An 18,426-nucleotide genomic window follows, 5' to 3' on the forward strand; every position below is an offset into this window, starting at 1 on the left:
GGCAACGGTCCGGGCGACCCGCGGACTCCTCTTCACGCACGCAGGCACCGAAGGAAACTCAAGGAGTTCCTCGCGCCGAAGGACGACTCGCCCCTGGTGCGCGAGATCGCCGACACGGGAGACCGGATCGTCCAGGCCGACGACCGCGGCGCCCTGCTCAAGGCGCTCGCCCAACTGCCCGCGCGGCAGCGGGAGGCGGTGGTGCTGCGCTACTGGGAGGACCTGACGGAGACCCAGGCGGCGGAGGCGATGGGCTGCTCGGTGGGCACGGTCAAGAGCAACGGCCAAGGGGATCGCGAAGCCGGTCAGGCTGGTGCCGGGCGCGGACGGGCCCGGGCGTCTCGTCATCGGTCATGTCGACGAGACGGCGCGGGAGGTCACCTGTTTCTTGCGGAGGCCCGGTCACAGCCACCCCTGCTGCCGGGCCTCCCGTACCGCCTCCGTGCGGTTGCGGGTGCCGGTCTTGCCGATCGCGGCGGACAGGTAGTTGCGGACCGTCGACTCCGACAGGTGCAGCTTCGCCGCGACGTCGGCGACGGTCGCGCCGTCCACCGACGCCTTCAGCACATCGCACTCGCGGGCGGTGAGCGGGTTCGGCCCGGCGCTGAGCGCGGCCGCGGCGAGCGCCGGGTCGACCACGGTCTCCCCGGTGAGCACCTGCCGGATCGCCCGGGCCAGGTCCTCCACCGGCCCGTCCTTGACGAGGAAGCCGGCCGCCCCGGCCTCCATGGCCCGGCGCAGATAGCCGGGCCGGCCGAAGGTGGTCAGGATCAGCACCCGGCAGTCGGGCGCCTGCGCGCGCAGCTCCGCCGCGGCGTCCAGGCCGCTGATCCCCGGCAGTTCGATGTCGAGGAGGGCCACGTCGGGCCGGTGGACGAGCGTGGCGTCCACGATCGCGTCACCCGTGGCGACCTGGGCGACGACCTCGATGTCCGGCTCCATGCCGAGCAGTAAGGCGAGGGCCCCGCGCATCATGCCCTGGTCCTCGGCGAGCAGCACCCTGATCGACTTGGCGGGCCGGTGGTCCCGGGGCATCTCGTTCGCAGGCTCGTACACAGCCCAAGCCTAGCCTCGGGCCCGGCAATCAAAGAGTGGTCCTTGTTCCGTGCCGCAGGGCTTGACGGCGGTTGACCGTGCTCAAACAATCGCCTCTGCAATTCTCTGAATTCCCGGCCAATGGTCGGTATTTCGATCGCCGAATAGGTTCGGTATTTCGGTCGAACGACGTTCGGTATACCGACCAGGAACCCGCGCCGCCCTACGAGGAACCGAAGAAGAGGTGCATCGTGTTCTCAGTGTCCCTACGAGCCCTGCGCTCCTGTCCGCCCCGCGTCAGGAGAGCCCTGCTGTCCGCGCTCGCGGCCTTCGCGACCGTCGCCGCGCTCGTCGTCGGGGCCGGCGCCCCGCAGGCCGCCGCCGCGAGTTCGCTGCCCTGTGACGTCTACGCCACCGCCGGCACGCCGTGCGTGGCCGCGCACAGCATGGTCCGGGCGCTGTACTCGTCGTACAGCGGATCCCTGTACCAGGTGCAGCGCGCCTCGGACGGCGCCACGGCCGACATCGGTCTGCTGGCCGCCGGCGGATACGCCAACGCGCCCGCGCAGGACTCCTTCTGCTCCGGTACGACCTGCATCATCACCAAGATCTACGACCAGTCCAGCAAGCACAACGACCTCACCGTCGAGGGTGCGGGCGGGGCCGGCGCGGCCGATGTCGGGGCCCCGGCGGACGCGCTGCCGGTGACCGTCGGCGGGCACCAGGTCTACGGCCTGGAGATCTCGGCCGGCATGGGCTACCGGGACAACTCCACCTCCGGTGTCGCCACCAACGGCGCCGCCGAGGGGATGTACATGGTCACCTCCGGCACCCATGTCAACGGCAGCTGCTGCTTCGACTACGGCAACGCCGAGACCAACAACAAGGACACCGGCAACGGCCACATGGACGCCATCAACTTCGGCACCGAGTGCTGGTTCGCGCCCTGCTACGGCTCGGGCCCCTGGGTGCAGGCGGACCTGGAGAACGGGCTGTTCCAGTCCAACCTCGGCTACAGCACCAACTCCTCCAACACGGGGACGGGGGCGATCCCTTTCGTCACCGCGTTGCTGAAGAACAACGGCCAGGACCATTTCGCACTGAAATGGGGAAACGCGCAATCCGGCGGTCTCACCACCACGTATTCCGGCGGTGAGCCCACCACCAGCGGCTACTCACCGATGCACCAGGAGGGCGCGATCGTCCTCGGCACCGGCGGGGACAACAGCAACGGCTCCATCGGCTCGTTCTTCGAGGGCGTCATGACCTCCGGCATCCCGACCGACGCCGCCGACAACGCCGTCCAGTCCGACATCGTCTCCGTCGGCTACGGCGGCGCGACCGGCTCCACCGGCACGCTCAACCCCGCCTCGGAGATCTCCCTGAAGGCCACGACGTCCTGCTGCACCACCGACTACGTCCGCCACCAGGCCAACGCCGCCGTCCTCTCCGCCATCACCGCCGGCAGCTCCGCCCTGGACAAGAACGACGCCACCTGGATCGTCCGCCGCGGACTGGCCGGCAGCTCCTGCGTCTCCTTCGAGTCGCGGAACTACCCGGGCGACTTCCTGCGGCACTACAACTTCAAGCTCCTGAGGCAGCCCATGGACGGCACCGCCACGTTCAGGGCCGACGCCACGTTCTGCCCGGAGACCGGCAAGAGCGGCACCGGCACCTCGTTCGCCTCGTACAACTACCCGACGAGATATCTGCGCCACTACAACTACAACGTCTACATAGCGAGCGACGGCGGTTCCAACGCCTGGGACAGCGCGACCTCGTGGACCGACGACGTGAGCTGGGTCGTCAGTTCGCCCTGGGCGCCGTAGTCGCCACCGTCATAGCGGTCAGCAACTCCAGCGACTCGGTGGGGAGTTCCGCGGTGACCGTGAAGCCGCCGCGTGGCGACGGGCCGGCTTCGAGAGAGCCGCCCGCCGCCGCGAGGCGCTCGGTCAGCCCCTTCAGGCCGGTGCCGCCGACGCCCTCACGGCGGGGCTCGGCGGCGTTCGCGCCGGTGCCGTCGTCGGTGACCGTCAACCGGACCTGCTCGGCGCCGCTGTCGACGGTGATCTCGCAGCGGGTGGCGTCGCTGTGCCGGACCACGTTGGTGACCGCCTCGCGCACCACCCAGCCCAGCAGTGTCTCGGTCTGCGGGGCGAGCGGCGTCCCGGTCTGCCTGACGACCGGCTCGACGCTCGCCGCCGAGAGGACCGAGCGGGCCCGGTCGAGTTCCGTGGCCAGGCTGCCCTCGCGGTAGCCGGTGACCGCCTCACGGATCTCGGTGAGCGCCTGCCTGCCGACCGACTCGATGTCGGAGATCTGGGAGAGGGTCGCGTCCATGTCACGGGGGGCGAGGCGCCGGGCGGCCTCCGACTTGACGACGATCACCGAGAGGGTGTGGCCGAGCAGGTCGTGCAGATCCCGGGAGAAGCGCAGTCGCTCCTTCTCCACCGCGCGCCGGGCCAGCTCCTCGCGGGCCGCGCGCAGCTCCCGTACCGCCTCGGACAGGGAGAGGATCGCGGCGGTCACCATGGTGGACAGGAAGGTTCCGTAGGCGACGTTGATCGCGTCCCAGCCCACCCGGAACACGGAGACCGCCGCCGCGAGGGCGGTCAGCGAGAGGCCGATCTGACCCAGCCGCGGGCCGCGCAGGCAGGCACCGGTGGCGAGGCCGAGCAGCGGGAAGAAGTACAGCCAGCTGCCGCCGTAGCCGAGGGCGAGGCCGCAGGTGAGCAGGCCCATCAGGCCGAGCACCACCCGCGTTGAGACCGCCTCGCGCTTCTCCTTCACGAAGGAGCGGAACACGACGTAGATGTAGAGGGAGTTGAAGGCGAACAGGCCCAGGCCGCCGATCCAGGGGTTGGGGGTCTTGCCCTGGAGGAGGTGGGAGAAGGAGCCCAGTCCCAGCAGCAGCCACGGCAGCAGGGAGAAGCCGGTCGGCGGCGGACCCGGGTTCTCGGGCCACTCGCCCGTGCGCCGCGACTCCTTCTGCGCGGCCTTGAACTCCGCCATGTCGGCCTTCCACTGAGTCCGTGCCACCCGCCACCGGCGCATCTGGCAGGTGATCCCTCGCATCCAGGACATCTCTCTCGCTCCCCCGGTCACACGGTCCGCCCGGTCCGGCGGTACGCCACCACAGCGTACGAACCGAACGCGAGCAGCCACACCGTCAGGACCGCGATCGCCCCGGGTGCCGGGCTGCGCCCGTCGGCGACGGAGGTGCCGAGTTCGGCGAAGCGGTGGGTCGGGGTGTACTGCGAGACGTCGCGCAGCCAGCCGGGGAAACGGTTCGTGGGCCGGACGTCAGGGCCAGGAACGCGTCGTCGAGGGAGGTGGGCGTGACCTCCAGGCCGCGGATCGCGTTCCGGGCGGCGAGTGCGATCACGGTCGCGTCCAGTCGGCGTTGCGCAGCAGCGCGCGGTCGCCGCGCGCCTCGAGGGACCGTACGCCGGGCAACCGGGCCAGGGCCCGATCTCCAGGTCCACCCCGTCCACCGCGCGCACCGCGCCGAAGGTCTTGACCGCCCCCGCGAAGGACACGGCACGCTCTGTCCGGCCTGCCGTCCCACCTGTCCTTGTCCGTGTCATGACTACAACGCTACGAACCCGGGCCCGCCGCACGGCAGATGCGCTTGTACGGACTAGGGCAGGACAAATGTCACCGGCCGGCGAACCGCCGCCCGACCTGACACAGTGTCAGGAGCCTTCACAACTGCCGAGTGCTGGGCTATACAAGGGGCGCCGGACTGGAACGCGTTCTAGGTCGGCCCGTGACGACCTCGGTGCGGCCGACGGTGCGGACGGCCGTACCGGGGTCTTGAGCCATCAGGAGCCGTATGCCCATCGACGCAGCCAAGGCCCTTGCCGCCGAACCCCGGTCCGGGGAGATCGGCTGGGAGCGCCGGGACGTCCAGCTCTACCACCTCGGCATCGGCGCGGGCCGCCCGGCGACCGACCCCGACGAACTGCGCTACACCCTGGAGACCCGGCTGCACGTGCTGCCCAGCTTCGCCACCGTCGCGGGCGCCGGCTCGCCCGGGGTGATCAGCGGACTGTCCATGCCCGGTGTCGACGTCGACCTCGCCAAGGTGCTGCACGGCGGCCAGTCCCTCACCCTGCACCGGCCCATCCCGGTCGCGGGCACGGCGACCGCCACCGGCCGGATCGCCGCCGTGTACGACAAGGGCAAGGCGGCCGTCCTGGTGATGCGCACCGAGGTCGCGGACGCCGACGGGCCGCTGTGGACCAACGACGCGCAGATCTTCGTACGGGGGGAGGGCGGCTGGGGCGGCGACCGCGGCCCCTCCACCCGGCCGGCCCCGCCCGCCGGCGAACCCGACCGGACCGTCGAGCGCCCGATCCGCGAGGACCAGGCCCTGCTCTACCGCCTCTCCGGCGACTACAACCCGCTGCACGCCGACCCGGAGTTCGCCAAGCTCGCCGGCTTCGACCGGCCCATCCTGCACGGGCTGTGCACCTACGGCATGACGCTCAAGGCGGTCGTGGACACGCTGCTCGGCGGGGACGTGAGCCGGGTGCGGTCGTACACGACGCGGTTCGCCGGGGTGGTCTACCCGGGGGAGACCCTGCGCATCCGCATGTGGCAGGGCGACTCGCGGGTCCGCGTCGCCGTCAGTGCCGTCGAGCGAGGCGACGCGCCCGTCCTCGCCGACACGATCGTCGAACACTCCTGATCCAGCTTGATCCAGCTTGGTCCAGAAGGCAGTCGAGGGGAGAGCCGCACCATGCGCGCAGCCGTACTGCAGGAGATAGGCCAGGAGAAGCTTGAGGTCCTCGACGACGTCGAGGCGGTCGGATTCGGCCCGGGCCGGGTGCGGATACGGGTGCGCGCCACCGGGCTGTGCCACTCGGACCTGTCGGCGATGAACGGGGTGCTGCCGCAGCCGGCCCCGTTCGTGCCGGGCCACGAGGGCGCGGGCGAGGTGCTGGAGGTGGGGGAGGGCGTCACCCGGGTGAAGCCGGGCGACCGGGTGGTCGTCTGCTGGCTGCCGGCCTGCGGGGCGTGTCCGGCCTGCAAGCGCGGGCAGACCGAGCTGTGCCTGGCCGGGTTCGTGAACGCCGGCACCCCCAACTTCAGGCGCCCCGGCGGTGACGTCTTCGGCTTCGCGGGCACCGGCACCTTCGCCGAGGAGGTCGTGGTCGACGCCGGGTGCGCGGTGCCGATCCCGGACGACGTGCCCTTCGACATCGCCGCGCTGATCGGCTGCGGGGTGACCACCGGGCTCGGCGCGGCCCTCAACACGGCCGATGTGCAGGCCGGTTCGTCGGTCGCCGTGATCGGGTGCGGAGGGGTCGGGATCTCGGCGATCCAGGGGGCGCGGCTCAAGGGGGCGGCCGAGATCGTCGCCGTCGACCCGGTCGCGTCCCGGCGTGAGGCCGCGATCGGGTTCGGGGCGACGAAGGCGGTCTCGCCCGACGAACTGCCCGGCGCCAAGCAGGAGGTCACCGGCGGCGAGGGCTTCGACTACGTCTTCGAGGTCGTCGGCAGGTCCGCCACCGCCCGCACGGCGTATGAGAACACCCGGCGCGGCGGCACCCTCGTGGTCGTCGGCGCCGGCGCCATGGACGACTTCCTCCAGCTCAACATGTTCGAGCTGTTCTTCGACGAGAAGCGGATCCTGCCGTCGATGTACGGCGGCGGGGACGTGGTCGGCTCCTACGAGCGCACCATCGCCCTGTGGCGGGCCGGCCGCGTCGACCTGGCGGGCCTGATCACCCACCGGGTGCCGCTGGCGGAGATCAACGAGGCCCTGGACCAGATGCGCACCGGCACCGCCCTGCGCACCTGCATTGAGATCTGAGGGGCCGCCGTATGCCGGAAAGGCCACTCGAAGGGCTCAGCGCGATCGTCACCGGCGCGGGCCGGGGGCTCGGCCGGGCCGAGGCGCTCGAACTGGCCCGGCTGGGCGCGGCCGTCGTCGTCAACGACTTCGGCCGGCCGGGCCGGGACGGCTCGGGGACGGCCTCCGCGGGTCCCGCCGAGCAGGTCGCCGAGGAGATCCGCGCCGCGGGCGGCCGGGCCGTCGCCCACACCGGAGACATCGCCGACTTCGCACAGGCGCGAGACCTTCTCACCCTGGCGACAACCCATCACGGCAAGCTGGACATCCTCGTCAACAACGCCGGCATCCTGCGCGACCGCATGGTCTTCTCCATGACCGAGGACGAGTGGGACTCGGTGATCCGGGTCCACCTCAAGGGCCACTTCAACACCACCCGCTTCGCGGCCGCGCACTGGCGGGAGCGGTCCAAGGCGGCCGGCGGCGCCAAGGTGTACGGCCGGATCGTCAACACCTCCTCCGAGGCCTTCCTCGCCGGTTCCGCGGGCCAGCCCAACTACGCGGCCGCGAAAGGCGGCATCGTCGGCCTGACCACCTCCACCGCCCTCGCCCTCGCCAAGTACGGGGTGACCGCCAACGTGATCTGCCCGCGCGCCCGCACCCGGATGACCGAGGACGTCTTCGCCGGGTTCGAGCGGCCCGCCGAGGGCCTCGACCCGCTCGCCCCCGAACACGTCGCCCCGCTCGTCGGCTATCTGGCATCCCCGGCCGCCGAACGGATCAACGGCCAGCTGCTGGTCGTTCACGGCGGCATGGTCGCGATCGTCGAACGGCCGCGGGTCCAGGCCAGGTTCGACAGCAAGCAGGACACCTTCAGCTACGACGAACTCGACGCCCTGCTCACCCCGCACTACGCCGACCGGCCGCCGGGGGAGACCTTCGCGGCGGCGGAGGTGCTGGGGCTGAAGCGGCAGTAGGACCACAGACGACAGCGGCCCCACCCCACAAGGGCGGAGCCGCTGTCGTACGTACCGTCAGGCCGCGGTCTCGGCCGGCTCCGGCTTGCGGTGCCGGCCGCTCGGGGCCGATTCGCCGTCCTGGGCCGAGACCGGACCACGGTGCTTGCCGTGGCTGTCGGACTCGTGCAGGTCGGCGGACAGGTGCTGAGACGTGCTGGTGTCGCTCATCGGAAGAATTCACCCCGTCAACATGATCTTTCTTACAGCGCGGCGAGTTTAACCAACCCACCGCAGGGCGAATCCAGGCAGGCACGCCGACCGGTGCTACTTCGTTACAAGCCTTCTCTACTTCGTTACGAGCCGTCCCAGCGGAGCCTGTTGCAGGGGCACCGGCCGGGCCACGACAGGCTCCGGAGGATCCGGTTCCGCCGGCTCCCAGGGCATACCCGACGCCCCGGCAGCCGTGCCGTCCAGAACCGGATCCCCCGGGCCCGCGTCCCCCGGCCCCCCGTGCTCCCCCGTCTCCCCCCAGGGCACCGCGACCTCCGCCACGCCGCACGGGACCTCCCCCGTGGCGTACGGCAGCCGCAGCACCCCGCCCTGCGTCCACAACCCGGTGCCGGCCAACCACCCGTCCGGCGCCGGGAGATGGCACACCCCGCGGGCCCTCGGCCGCCAGGCACCGACCCAGCTGCCGACCGGCCCGTCGATGCGCAGCGCCACCCCGCAGCTCTCCGGCGTCAGGACCAGCCCCGGCTGGATCGCGAACGGCGTCACCGTGCACTCCGCCAGCCGCAGGCTCTCCGGGAAGCGCACCGGCAGCGTGCTGCCGAGGACGCCCCAGCCCAGTCGTTCCCGCCCGGGGGAGGGCGCGTCCGAGGCGACCAGGATCAGCCCGCTGTCCGGGTCGGCGACCAGCAGCCGGTCGTCGCTGTCCGCCGCGATCTGCAACAGCGGCGACACCTCGCCGCCCCGCTCCAGGTCGACCACCACCGCCTTGGTCCGCCCGCCCAGCTCCCGGTCCAGGGCCAGCATCCGCCCGCCCCGGTCCAGCCAGACCCCGCCCGAACAGCGCCCCGGAACCACCGCGAGCATCTCCGGCCCGAAGGCCCCGCCCGCCACCAGCCACACCACCGAGGAGCGCGGCCCGACGGCGAGCGCGCAGGCGTCACCGCCGCCCGGCGCGGGCGGCAGCAGCCGCAGCGAGGTGCCCGCGTCCGGGCACTCCACCGCGCCCAGCGGCAGCTCACCGGTGCCGGGCCCGGTCGGATAGAGCAGGGCGAAGTGGTGCCGACCCTCCACCAGCCGGTGGATGAGCACCCGCCCGTCGCCCATCGGCTGCACCTCGGTGCCCGGCTCCTCGGGCTGGTTGCCGGGCAGTGGCACGGCGTACGGCTCGGGGCCGTCCAGCGTCCACCGTTCCGGGTACCAGGAACCTTCCTGCTGGGTCAGCCGGGCCGCGTACGCCCCGTCCGCCGTGATGGTGCAGCCCGCTCTCGGCGCGCTGTCGTCCTCGTCCGCAGCCGAGGGTTCGATCGCACAGGCCGTCATCGCTCGGTCACCTCCGGCAACGAAGCTAGTTTTCGCACGCACAGACGTGGGAGAGGCGGCCGACGGCTTCACACATACGGGTGCACACTCGACGATTCGCCTGAGGAAACGGGGACGGGTGTGCTGGGCGTTGCCTCCCGTGGACGAGCAGGTACGGCCCCGGGGAACAGGCAGGTAGCCTTTCCCCGTGCCCCGTCTGTCAGAAGTCATCACCGCGCTGGAGAACCTGTGGCCCGCCGAGCGGGCCGAGTCCTGGGACGCGGTCGGCACCGTCGTGGGCGACCCCGAGCAGGAGGTCACCCGGGTCCTCTTCGCCGTCGACCCGGTGCGGGACATCGTCGACGAGGCGGTGAAGCTGGGCGCCGACCTGCTGGTCACCCACCACCCCCTCTACCTGCGCGGTACGACGACGGTCGCGGCGAGCCACTTCAAGGGCCGGGTGGTCCACACCCTCATCAAGAACGACATCGCGCTGCACGTCGCCCACACCAACGCCGACACCGCCGACCCCGGCGTCTCCGACGCGCTCGCGGGAGCCCTCGACCTGCGCGTCGTACGACCCCTCGTCCCGGACCCGACGGACCCGGAGGGCCGCCGGGGCCTGGGCCGGGTCTGCGAGCTGGACCACCCGGTGACCGTCCGCGACCTCGCCGAACGGGCCGCCGCCCGGCTGCCCGCCACCGCGCAGGGCATCCGCGTCGCCGGCGACCCCGAAGCCCTCGTCCGTACGATCGCCGTCAGCGGCGGCAGCGGCGACAGCCTCTTCGACGTCGTACGCGCCGCCGGGGTGGACGCCTTCCTCACGGCGGACCTGCGGCACCACCCGGCCTCCGAGGCCGTAGCCCACAGTCCCCTCGCGCTGCTCGACGCGGCGCACTGGGCCACCGAATGGCCCTGGTGCGAGCTGGCCGCAACCCAGCTCGACGAAATCTCCGACCGCCACGGCTGGGACCTCCGCGTGCACGTCTCCAAGACGGTCACCGACCCCTGGACCAGCCACTCCCCCTCCCTTGGAGCCCCCAACTGAACGCCGCGCCCGCCGACCAGATCCGACTCCTCGACGTCCAGGCCCTGGACGTCCGCCTCCAGCAGCTGGCGCACAAGCGGAAGTCGCTGCCCGAACACGCCGAGATCGACTCGCTGACGAAGGACCTCACCCAGCTGCGCGACCTGCTCGTGGCCGCGCAGACCGAGGAGAGCGACACCGCCCGCGAGCAGACCAAGGCCGAGCAGGACGTGGACCAGGTCCGCCAGCGCGCCGCCCGCGACCAGCAGCGCCTGGACTCCGGCGCGGTCACCTCCCCCAAGGACCTGGAGAACCTCCAGAAGGAGATCGTCTCCCTCGCCAAGCGCCAGGGCGACCTGGAGGACGTCGTCCTGGAGGTCATGGAGCGCCGCGAGTCCGCCCAGGAGCGGGTCGCCGAACTGACCGAGCGGACCGGCGCCGTCCAGGGCCGGATCGACGAGGCCACCGCCCGCCGCAACGCCGCGTCCGGAGAGCTCGAGGCCGAGGCGGCCACGGTCACCAAGGAGCGCGAGGTCATCGCGGGCACGGTCCCGGCGGACCTGCTGAAGCTCTACGACAAGCTGCGCGAGCAGCAGGGCGGCATCGGCGCGGCCAAGCTGTACGCGCGCAGCTGCCAGGGCTGCCGTCAGGAGCTCGCCATCACCGAGCTGAACGAGATCCGCTCGGCCGCGCCCGACACGGTGGTGCGCTGCGAGAACTGCCGCCGCATCCTGGTGCGCACGTCCGAGTCGGGTCTGTAGGAACACTTAAGGGGCGTACGTGGCAAGGGAGTTCATCGTCGAGGCGGACGGCGGCTCCCGGGGCAACCCGGGACCGGCCGGCTACGGCGCGGTGGTCATCGACGCGGCGACCGGCGAGACGCTGGCGGAGGTGGCCGAGTACCTCGGCGTCGTCACCAACAACGTCGCCGAGTACCGCGGCCTCCTCGCGGGCCTGCGCGCGGCGCACGACCTCGATCCGGCCGCCGTCGTCCACGTCCGCATGGACTCCAAGCTGGTCGTCGAGCAGATGACGGGCCGCTGGAAGATCAAACACCCCGACATGAAGCCCCTGGCGACAGAGGCGGCCCGGGTGTTCCCGGCGGACCGGGTGACCTACGAGTGGATCCCGAGAGCCGAGAACAAGCACGCCGACCGCCTGGCGAACGAGGCGATGGACGCGGGCAAGCGGGGCGAGCAGTGGTCGGCGTCGCGGTCGACGGCCGAACTCGACGCGCGGGCCGTGCGCTCGGCGGGTGCGAATTCGCCGACGGCATCGTCAGCGCCCCGTCAGGGGCGCGGGGCTGAGACATTTGCGGCTCCGCCGCGTGGGCGCGACCAGCCCCCACCGGCCGGCACTGTGACGACCACCGAGAAGCCCACCGCCGACACCCGTGCCGCCCGCTCCGTGGCGAGCCCCGGCTGGAGCTCGGCCCCCGACCTCGGTGCCCCCGCCACCTTCGTCCTCCTCCGCCACGGCGAGACCCCCCTCACCCCCCAGAAACGCTTCTCCGGCAGCGGCGGCACCGACCCCGCCCTCTCCGACGTCGGCCAGGAGCAGGCGCAGCGCGCCGCCGACGCCCTCGCCCGGCGCGGCACGATCGAGGTGATCCTCGCCTCCCCGCTCACCCGCACCCGCCAGACCGCCGGAGCGGTCGCCGAGCGCCTCGGCCTGGACGTCACCGTCGAGGAGGGGCTCAAGGAGACGGACTTCGGCACCTGGGAGGGCCTCACCTTCGGCGAGGTCCGTGAGCGCTACCCGGACGACCTGAACGCCTGGCTCGCCGACCCGGAGGCCCACCCCACCGGCGGCGGCGAGAGCTTCGCCGAGACGGCGACCCGCATCGCGGCCACCCGGGACAAGCTGGTCGCGGCCTACGCGGGCCGCACGGTCCTGCTGGTCACCCACGTCACGCCGATCAAGACGTTCGTGCGGCTCGCCCTCGGCGCCCCGGCGGAGTCCCTGTTCCGCATGGAACTGTCGGCGGCCTCGCTGTCGGCGGTGGCCTACTACGCGGACGGCAACGCGAGCGTACGGCTCTTCAACGACACGTCCCACCTGCGTCCCTGAGGCCCGCCGCGGCCCGCGCCAGCGACTCGACGCGGGCCCAGTCCCGGGCGGCCACGGCGTCCGCCGGGAGCATCCAAGTGCCGCCCACGCAGCCGACGTTGGACAGGGCGAGGTACTCCGGGGCGTTGTCCGCGCCGATCCCTCCGGTCGGGCAGAAGCGGGCCTGCGGGAGGGGACCCGCGAGGGACTTCAGATAGGCCGTGCCGCCGGCGGCCTGCGCCGGGAAGAACTTCATCTCCCGCACCCCGCGTTCCAGCAGCGCCACCACCTCCGAGGCGGTCGACACGCCCGGCAGGTACGGCACCCCGGACGCGGCCATCGCCCCCAGCAGCCCGTCCGTCCACCCCGGGCTCACGAGAAACCGGGCCCCGGCCGCCACGCACTCCGTGACCTGTCCCGGCGTCAGCACGGTCCCCGCCCCGACCACCGCGTCCGGCACCGCACCGGCGATCGCCCGGATCGCGTCCAGCGCGGCCGGGGTCCGCAGGGTCACCTCGATCGCGGGCAGCCCCCCGGCGACCAGCGCCCGCGCGAGCGGTACGGCATCGCCGGCATCCTCGATCACGACGACGGGGACGACGGGGGCGAGGTCCAGCATGGAGGTGGGCATGGCCGACATCCTGCCGGGGTGATGCGCACCGCGCAAAGGTCGTTGCGCATACTGCAATGGGCTGGGCTGGGCTGCAATGGGCTGGGCTGGGCTGGGCTGGGGATGGGCTGGGCTGCCCGGGCCGGCTCCTAGTGCACCTCCGCCACCAACACATCCAGCGCCCAGGCCTGCCCCGCCTTCCCCGGCGCCGCCACCTCCACCTCGTACCCCAGGTCCCCGAGCGCCTCCACCAGCTCGCCCGGACCGCTCGGCGCGATCCCGGCGGTCAGCAGGCTCCGTACGATCCGCCCCTTGGTCGCCTTGTTGAAGTGGCTCACCACCTTCCGCGTCGGCGCGTGCAGCACCCGCACGGTCGCCGTCCGCGAGGCCACCTCCCCCTTCGGCTTCCACGCCGCCGCGTACGCCGCCGACCGCAGGTCCAGTACCAGCCCCGTCCCGGCCGCCTCCGGCAGCACCTCGGCCATCGGCTTCCGCCAGTGCGCCCCCAGCGCCCCGAGCCCGGGCAGCTTCACCCCCATCGAGCAGCGGTAGGAGGGGATCCGGTCCGTCACCCGGACCGCGCCCCACAGCCCCGAGAACACCAGCAGCGACCGAGCGGCCCGCCGCTTCGCCGCCGTGTCCAGGGAGGCCAGGCCGAGGGCGTCGTACAGCACCCCCGTGTATATCTCCCCGGCCGGCCGCGCGCCCGCCGTCCGCAGCTCCGTGTTCTTGGCGACCTCGGCGCGCAGCCCCTCGCTCAGTCCGAGGACCTCGCGCGCCTTCTCCTCGTCACCGGCGCACAGGTCGACCAGTTCGGCGAGCACGGCCTCGCGGGCGTCGGCGAGCCCCGGCAGGGACAGCGCCTGAGGCTTCAGCGGGGCACCACGGCCCGAGGACGCCTTGCCTTCCGAGGGCGGCAGCAGGACCAGCACACGTACTCCTCATCACCGTCGAGCTCACCAGCAAGCTCGACATCAAGTTCGTCATCAAGCGCGTCACCGACGCTCCGCGCCAGCGTAGAGCGCCGGACCGGCACGATGTGACTACGCTCGTCGTATGCCCAGCCGCCACATACGCGTCAAGGGTGCCCCCGAGGCTCCCCTCCGGGCCGCGCTCGCCGCGCTCCGGGCCGACCTCGGCATCCAGGAGAGCTTCCTGACCGAGGTGCTCCTGGAGGCCGAGAGCGCCGCCAGGTACCCGGCCGTGCCCGCCCACGACGCGACCGACCTCCCCTTCCTCACGATCGACCCGCCCACCGCCCAGGACCTCGACCAGGCGATGCACCTCTCCCGGCGCCGCGGCGGCTACCGCGTCCGGTACGCCATCGCCGACGTCGCCGCCTTCGTCGTACCCGGCGGCGCGCTGGACTCCGAGGCACACCACCGCGTGAACACGCTCTACTTCCCGGACGAGCGGGTTCCGCTGCACCCCGCCCTGCTCAGCGAGGGCGCGGCCAGCCTGCTCCCCGGCCAGACCTGCCCGGCCGTCCTGTGGACCATCGACCTCGACGAGGCGGGACGGACGCTGACCGCCGACGTCCGCCGGTCCCTGGTCCGCAGCCGGGCCAAGCTGGACTACGCGGGCGTGCAGGGGCAGATCGACGAGGGGACCGCCGAGGAACCCCTCGCCCTGCTCAAGGAGATCGGCGAGGCACGCGAACGCCTGGAGGTGGAGCGCGGCGGCATCTCGCTCAACGTGCCCGAGCAGGAGATCGTCGAGGACGACCACACCTACCGGCTGAGCTACCGCGCCCCGCTGCCCGCCGAGTCCTGGAACGCCCAGATCTCCCTGCTCACCGGCATGGCCGCGGCCGATCTGATGCTGGCCCACGGCACCGGCGTCCTGCGCACCCTGCCCACCGCCCCCGACGGCGCCGTCGCACGGCTGCGCCGTACCGCCACCGCCCTGCACATCGACTGGCCGCACCATGTCTCGTACGCCGCGCTGATCCGCTCCCTGAACCCGCGCCGCCCCCGCCACGCGGCCTTCCTCCAGGAGTGCACCACGCTGCTGCGCGGCGCCGGCTACACGGTCTTCCGGGACGGCGTGCTGCCCGCGATCACCACCCACGCGGCCGTGGCCGCCCCCTACGCGCACTGCACCGCGCCGCTGCGCCGCCTCGCCGACCGCTACGCCTCCGAGCTGTGCCTGGCAGCGGCCGCCGGTGAGGCCCCGCCCGACTGGGTGCTGATGGCGCTGGACCTGCTCCCCAAGGAGATGGCCGAGGGCTCGCGGCGGGCGGGCACGGTGGAGCGGGAGTGCGTCGACATCGTCGAGGCGGCCCTGCTCAAGGACCGGGTCGGGGAGGTCTTCGACGGGTGCGTGGTGGAGGTCGAGCCGCGTCAGCCGACCGTGGGGAAGGTGCTGTTGCAGCAGCCCGCCGTCATAGGCCGAATCGAGGGCGGCGCGCCTCTTCCGCTGGGCGAGCGGTTGCCGGTGCGGCTGACCCAGGCCGATCCGGGGACGGCGAAGGTGCGGTTCGCGCCCGCGTGAGCCGTCGTACGAGTCCGGTGGCGTCGTCGGCGTGGAACCGCACGACGCTCACCTCGCGGCGGCGGCCCAGCAGGGTGAAGTGGGCGAGGGGCGCGGCCAGTTCGAGGGTCACCGAGGTCTGGGAGCCGATGGGCACGTCGAGTTGGGCCTCGGCGTTCCGGTCGTGCTGGTAACGCGTCTCGTGCCGTACGGACTTGATCGCGTCCAGCGGGATGCGCAGGTCGAGCCGGACACCGTTGCGGACGTGCAGGGCGTCCGGGGTCAGCAGGTGCGGGTGGACCACGGAGGCCGCGTGCAGGCCGACGACGAAGAGGACCGTGTAGACGTCCAGGACCAGCATGATCCGGTGCACGGCCGGCCAGTCGCGCAGCAGCACCGACAGGGCGACCGTCTCGATCACGCACACGAACGCGAGCCCGAACATCACGGCGCCCTGGCCCCGGGCGTACCCGAAGTGCTCTCCGGAGCCCCTCGTGCGCCGGGCGGCCCACAGCACCAGACTCGCCAGCAGCCTCAGCTCGTGCCGGAGCACGGCGTACACGGCCTTCACGGTCGTTCTCCGTCGATGATGTCCAGCGCCCGGCGGATCGCGGCGGCCTGCGCGGGGGCGAGGTCGGCGTAGAGGGCGCGCAGGAAGCTGTCCTCGTGGTCCACGGCGCCTTCGGGGAAGACCTCGCGCGGGATGCAGTCCGCGAGGACCCGGGCGGCCTCGGCCACCCGTGGGTCGCCGAGGTCCGCGTCGGCGAGCGCGTCGAGCAGGGCGTAGGCCTCGTGGACCCGGGCCGTCGCCTGCGGCGACCCGGCGATGGCACCGGCGAGGGACATCAGCCGGTCCCGTGCCGCCGGGTCGGCCACCGTGTCCATCAGGGCGAACACCTCACGGTCCCGGGCGGCCATCGGGGATCCGGCCAGCCGCGGAGCCGTCTCGGCGAACAGCGCGGCCAGTTCCGGCGAGACGGGCCCCTCGGCGGGCAGTTCACCCGCGTCCAGCAGGGCCCGCAGCCGCTGCCGCCGGTCCCGGATCCCCGCCTCCTGCCGGGCGAGGTCCTCGTCGAGTTCGGTGAGCACTTCGACGAGGTCCTTGCCGGCGTCGTCCGCGAGTACGTCCCGCACTTCGGCGAGCCCGAGGCCCAGCTCGGTCAGCCGCCGGATCCGGGCGAGGACCACGGCGTGCCGGAGGGTGTAGTCCCGATAGCCGTTGGAGAGGCGCTCGGGCTCGGGCAGCAGGCCCAGGTGGTGGTAGTGCCGCACCGTGCGCGTGGTGACGCCGACGGTGGCGGCGAGTTCTCCGATCCGCATGACACCAGTACAGACGTTGACGTCGCGGCAAGGTCAACCGAGCAGCCGCGGGCTCAGGCGGTGACGAACCAGCGGATCAGAGCGTCGTCGAGGTCGTCGCCCCGGTCGTCGTCCCCGTCCGCGGCCCAGGCCACGAACCCGTCGGGCCGGACGAGGAGGCCGGTCAGCTCCGGCCGCCCCGGGCAGACCGCACCGACGACGTCCACCCGGTCGCCGTACCCCTCCGCCCGGGCGCGCAGCTTCGGGTCGTCCGCGAGGTCGAACAGCACCGCCCGGCCGCCATGCAGCCGGTCGCCCAGCCGGGTGCCGTCGGAGAACTCCAGGTCAGGGGCGCTCCGCCCGGTCAGCGGGTGCTCGCCGGGCAGGTCGTACCGCTGCCAGACACCGGAGATCTGCTTGACGAGGTACGTCGTCCCGTCCCGCGTCAGCGCGAGATCGGTGACCACCCGGCGCAGGGCGCGGGCGTGCCGGTCGGGCCGCATCACGGCGATCTGGGCGCGGGTCCAGTCCAGCACCCAGGCACCGACCGGATGCCGTTCGCCGGTGTAGCTGTCCAGGAGGGCCTCGGGGGCCCGGCCGCGTGCGACGGCGGCGAGCTTCCAGCCTAGGTTCATGGCGTCGCCGAGGCCGAGGTTGAGCCCCTGCCCGCCGAACGGCGAGTGCACATGCGCCGCGTCCCCGGCGAGCAGCACCCGGCCCTTTCGGTAGGTGCTCGCCTGCCGGGCGTTGTCGGTGAACCGGGTCGACGAGTGCACCTCGTGGATGGTCACCTCGGGCACCCCCGACACCCGGCGCAGGGCGGCCTGGAGCTCCTCGGCGGTGATCGGCGCGGAGCGGTCGGCGGGCGGCCCCTCGAACTCGACGGTGAGGATCCGGCCGGGGAAGGGACCGTTGACGTACGTCCCGACGTCGGTGGTGTTCCACCCCTTCCCCAGCCGCTCGCTCCCGCTCATCTCGACGACCGCCTGATAGCCGGTGATCTCCGGTTCGGTACCGGGGAAGTCGAACCCGGCGAGCTTGCGGACGGTGCTGCGCCCGCCGTCGCACCCGACCAGCCATCCGGCCCGGACGTCCTCGCTGCCGAGGTGTACGACCACGCCGCCGCCATCGGCGTCGAAGCCGGTCAGCTCCACGCCCCGGCGGACCTCGACGCCGAGCCGCTCGGCGCGGGCGGCCAGGATCCGCTCCAGGTCGGCCTGCGGGACACCGAGGCCGACCCGGTCAGCGGGGCCGATGTCGGCGAACGCCGGGTCGGAGCCGTCGAACAGGTCACCGCGCATCATGATCCCGGCGAAGTGCCCGGCGAACTTCGGGGGAGTGCGGGACGCGTCCGCACCGCGCTCCCCGAGGAAGGCCTGCAACCGCCACCGGTTCCGCTCCCAGGCTTCCGCGAGCTCGGGCAGCATGCCCCGCCGGTAGAGGGCCACCGCGCCGGCCGTGTTGATGCCGCCGGCCTTGATGGTCACGTCCACCTCGGCCAGCCGCTCCACGACCAGCACACTCGCCCCGCCGAGCCGCAGCTCACCGGCGAGAAAGAGCCCGACGGGCCCGCCGCCGGCCACCACCACGTCGAAGTCGTCGCCGTTCTTGCGTTCTGTTGTCGTCGTCGTCATGACTTTACTGT

17 protein-coding genes and 3 pseudogenes are annotated in these 18,426 nt (G+C 72.6%); 9 read left to right on the top strand and 11 right to left on the bottom strand.

Annotated elements, in window-relative coordinates; all coding sequences use genetic code 11:
• Nucleotides 1–33: 33 nt before the first annotated feature.
• Nucleotides 34–487 (top strand): annotated as a pseudogene (locus AB0D59_RS35290) (sigma-70 family RNA polymerase sigma factor); the annotation flags it as partial.
• On the opposite strand, the gene AB0D59_RS35295 reads toward AB0D59_RS35290, so the two are convergent.
• Nucleotides 403–1,035, bottom strand: a complete 633-nt coding sequence (locus tag AB0D59_RS35295; RefSeq protein WP_362574617.1) for a response regulator transcription factor — start codon at nt 1,033–1,035, stop codon at nt 403–405. The pseudogene AB0D59_RS35290 and the gene AB0D59_RS35295 sit on opposite strands and share 85 nt — an antisense overlap.
• A 260-nt stretch (nt 1,036–1,295) precedes the next feature.
• Between AB0D59_RS35295 and AB0D59_RS35300 the strand changes: the two genes are divergently transcribed.
• Nucleotides 1,296–2,864 carry an alpha-L-arabinofuranosidase B gene (locus tag AB0D59_RS35300; RefSeq protein WP_362574619.1) on the top strand — a complete coding sequence of 523 codons (1,569 nt, stop codon included), beginning with the start codon at nt 1,296–1,298 and terminating at the stop codon, nt 2,862–2,864.
• Here the strand turns inward: AB0D59_RS35300 and AB0D59_RS35305 are convergent.
• From AB0D59_RS35305 to AB0D59_RS35315, 3 genes and pseudogenes are all read right to left on the bottom strand, one after another.
• On the bottom strand, nt 2,842–4,119 hold the full coding sequence (locus AB0D59_RS35305) for a sensor histidine kinase (protein WP_362574466.1): 1,278 nt from the start codon (nt 4,117–4,119) through the stop codon (nt 2,842–2,844). The genes AB0D59_RS35300 and AB0D59_RS35305 overlap by 23 nt on opposite strands.
• A 17-nt stretch (nt 4,120–4,136) precedes the next feature.
• A pseudogene (locus tag AB0D59_RS35310) lies at nt 4,137–4,319 on the bottom strand (ABC transporter permease); the annotation flags it as partial.
• A 14-nt stretch (nt 4,320–4,333) separates the two neighbouring features.
• A pseudogene (locus AB0D59_RS35315) lies at nt 4,334–4,497 on the bottom strand (ABC transporter ATP-binding protein); the annotation flags it as partial.
• 373 nt (nt 4,498–4,870) lie between these two features.
• Between AB0D59_RS35315 and AB0D59_RS35320 the strand changes: the two are divergent.
• Genes AB0D59_RS35320 through AB0D59_RS35330 form a run of 3 tightly spaced genes read left to right on the top strand, consistent with a single transcriptional unit; the run spans nt 4,871 to nt 7,812 of the window.
• On the top strand, nt 4,871–5,728 hold the full coding sequence (locus AB0D59_RS35320) for a MaoC/PaaZ C-terminal domain-containing protein (protein ID WP_362574467.1): 858 nt from the start codon (nt 4,871–4,873) through the stop codon (nt 5,726–5,728).
• A gap of 51 nt (nt 5,729–5,779) precedes the next feature.
• The gene (locus AB0D59_RS35325) at nt 5,780–6,856 is read left to right on the top strand and encodes a Zn-dependent alcohol dehydrogenase (RefSeq protein ID WP_362574468.1); all 1,077 of its coding nucleotides are present in this window, start codon (nt 5,780–5,782) and stop codon (nt 6,854–6,856) included.
• A gap of 11 nt (nt 6,857–6,867) precedes the next feature.
• Nucleotides 6,868–7,812 (top strand): 3-oxoacyl-ACP reductase, encoded by a 945-nt coding sequence (locus tag AB0D59_RS35330; protein WP_362574470.1) that lies wholly within the window; start codon nt 6,868–6,870, stop codon nt 7,810–7,812.
• A gap of 57 nt (nt 7,813–7,869) precedes the next feature.
• Here AB0D59_RS35330 and AB0D59_RS35335 read toward each other — a convergent pair whose 3' ends face one another.
• The gene (locus AB0D59_RS35335; protein ID WP_351692390.1) at nt 7,870–8,022 is read right to left on the bottom strand and encodes a hypothetical protein; all 153 of its coding nucleotides are present in this window, start codon (nt 8,020–8,022) and stop codon (nt 7,870–7,872) included.
• Between the two features lie 117 nt (nt 8,023–8,139).
• Nucleotides 8,140–9,345: a hypothetical protein gene (locus tag AB0D59_RS35340; protein ID WP_362574472.1), complete on the bottom strand. Its 1,206-nt coding sequence runs from the start codon at nt 9,343–9,345 to the stop codon at nt 8,140–8,142.
• 187 nt (nt 9,346–9,532) lie between these two features.
• Between AB0D59_RS35340 and AB0D59_RS35345 the strand changes: the two genes are divergently transcribed.
• The 3 genes from AB0D59_RS35345 to AB0D59_RS35355 are packed head-to-tail and all read left to right on the top strand — an operon-like array spanning nt 9,533 to nt 12,421.
• Nucleotides 9,533–10,372: a Nif3-like dinuclear metal center hexameric protein gene (locus AB0D59_RS35345; protein WP_362574474.1), complete on the top strand. Its 840-nt coding sequence runs from the start codon at nt 9,533–9,535 to the stop codon at nt 10,370–10,372.
• Nucleotides 10,369–11,112, top strand: a complete 744-nt coding sequence (locus tag AB0D59_RS35350) for a C4-type zinc ribbon domain-containing protein (protein ID WP_351692877.1) — start codon at nt 10,369–10,371, stop codon at nt 11,110–11,112. The genes AB0D59_RS35345 and AB0D59_RS35350 overlap by 4 nt, the downstream gene beginning before the upstream one ends.
• A 19-nt stretch (nt 11,113–11,131) precedes the next feature.
• Nucleotides 11,132–12,421 carry a bifunctional RNase H/acid phosphatase gene (locus tag AB0D59_RS35355; RefSeq protein WP_362574476.1) on the top strand — a complete coding sequence of 430 codons (1,290 nt, stop codon included), beginning with the start codon at nt 11,132–11,134 and terminating at the stop codon, nt 12,419–12,421.
• Here AB0D59_RS35355 and AB0D59_RS35360 read toward each other — a convergent pair.
• Together AB0D59_RS35360 and yaaA are read right to left on the bottom strand one after the other, a co-directional pair.
• On the bottom strand, nt 12,393–13,040 hold the full coding sequence (locus AB0D59_RS35360) for a bifunctional 4-hydroxy-2-oxoglutarate aldolase/2-dehydro-3-deoxy-phosphogluconate aldolase (RefSeq protein WP_362574477.1): 648 nt from the start codon (nt 13,038–13,040) through the stop codon (nt 12,393–12,395). The two genes, AB0D59_RS35355 and AB0D59_RS35360, sit on opposite strands and share 29 nt — an antisense overlap.
• Before the next feature lie 119 nt (nt 13,041–13,159).
• Nucleotides 13,160–13,942: a peroxide stress protein YaaA gene (gene yaaA, locus AB0D59_RS35365; RefSeq protein ID WP_362574479.1), complete on the bottom strand. Its 783-nt coding sequence runs from the start codon at nt 13,940–13,942 to the stop codon at nt 13,160–13,162.
• A gap of 124 nt (nt 13,943–14,066) precedes the next feature.
• Between yaaA and AB0D59_RS35370 the strand changes: the two genes are divergently transcribed.
• Entirely contained in the window at nt 14,067–15,503 is a 1,437-nt protein-coding gene (locus tag AB0D59_RS35370) for an RNB domain-containing ribonuclease (RefSeq protein WP_362574481.1), read from the top strand.
• On the opposite strand, the gene AB0D59_RS35375 is transcribed toward AB0D59_RS35370, so the two are convergent.
• The 3 genes from AB0D59_RS35375 to AB0D59_RS35385 are packed head-to-tail and all read right to left on the bottom strand — an operon-like array spanning nt 15,394 to nt 18,415.
• The gene (locus tag AB0D59_RS35375; protein WP_362574482.1) at nt 15,394–16,053 is read right to left on the bottom strand and encodes a hypothetical protein; all 660 of its coding nucleotides are present in this window, start codon (nt 16,051–16,053) and stop codon (nt 15,394–15,396) included. The genes AB0D59_RS35370 and AB0D59_RS35375 overlap by 110 nt on opposite strands.
• Nucleotides 16,050–16,802, bottom strand: a complete 753-nt coding sequence (locus tag AB0D59_RS35380; RefSeq protein WP_362574484.1) for a MerR family transcriptional regulator — start codon at nt 16,800–16,802, stop codon at nt 16,050–16,052. The genes AB0D59_RS35375 and AB0D59_RS35380 overlap by 4 nt, the downstream gene beginning before the upstream one ends.
• A 53-nt stretch (nt 16,803–16,855) precedes the next feature.
• The gene (locus AB0D59_RS35385; protein WP_362574486.1) at nt 16,856–18,415 is read right to left on the bottom strand and encodes an FAD-dependent monooxygenase; all 1,560 of its coding nucleotides are present in this window, start codon (nt 18,413–18,415) and stop codon (nt 16,856–16,858) included.
• Nucleotides 18,416–18,426: the final 11 nt, after the last annotated feature.

Source organism: Streptomyces sp. NPDC048417 (assembly GCF_040651615.1).
Classification (GTDB): Bacteria; Actinomycetota; Actinomycetes; order Streptomycetales; family Streptomycetaceae; genus Streptomyces.

Bases quoted from the DNA above. Each gene is read 5' to 3' on its own strand.
- AB0D59_RS35295 (WP_362574617.1), bottom strand. From the start codon at position 1,035: ATGCCCCGGGACCACCGGCCCGCCAAGTCGATCAGGGTGCTGCTCGCC.
- AB0D59_RS35305 (WP_362574466.1), bottom strand. From the start codon at position 4,119: ATGTCCTGGATGCGAGGGATCACCTGCCAGATGCGCCGGTGGCGGGTG.
- AB0D59_RS35320 (WP_362574467.1), top strand. From the start codon at position 4,871: ATGCCCATCGACGCAGCCAAGGCCCTTGCCGCCGAACCCCGGTCCGGG.
- AB0D59_RS35325 (WP_362574468.1), top strand. From the start codon at position 5,780: ATGCGCGCAGCCGTACTGCAGGAGATAGGCCAGGAGAAGCTTGAGGTC.
- AB0D59_RS35330 (WP_362574470.1), top strand. From the start codon at position 6,868: ATGCCGGAAAGGCCACTCGAAGGGCTCAGCGCGATCGTCACCGGCGCG.
- AB0D59_RS35335 (WP_351692390.1), bottom strand. From the start codon at position 8,022: ATGAGCGACACCAGCACGTCTCAGCACCTGTCCGCCGACCTGCACGAG.
- AB0D59_RS35340 (WP_362574472.1), bottom strand. From the start codon at position 9,345: ATGACGGCCTGTGCGATCGAACCCTCGGCTGCGGACGAGGACGACAGC.
- AB0D59_RS35360 (WP_362574477.1), bottom strand. From the start codon at position 13,040: ATGTCGGCCATGCCCACCTCCATGCTGGACCTCGCCCCCGTCGTCCCC.
- AB0D59_RS35370 (WP_362574481.1), top strand. From the start codon at position 14,067: ATGCCCAGCCGCCACATACGCGTCAAGGGTGCCCCCGAGGCTCCCCTC.
- AB0D59_RS35380 (WP_362574484.1), bottom strand. From the start codon at position 16,802: ATGCGGATCGGAGAACTCGCCGCCACCGTCGGCGTCACCACGCGCACG.
- AB0D59_RS35385 (WP_362574486.1), bottom strand. From the start codon at position 18,415: ATGACGACGACGACAACAGAACGCAAGAACGGCGACGACTTCGACGTG.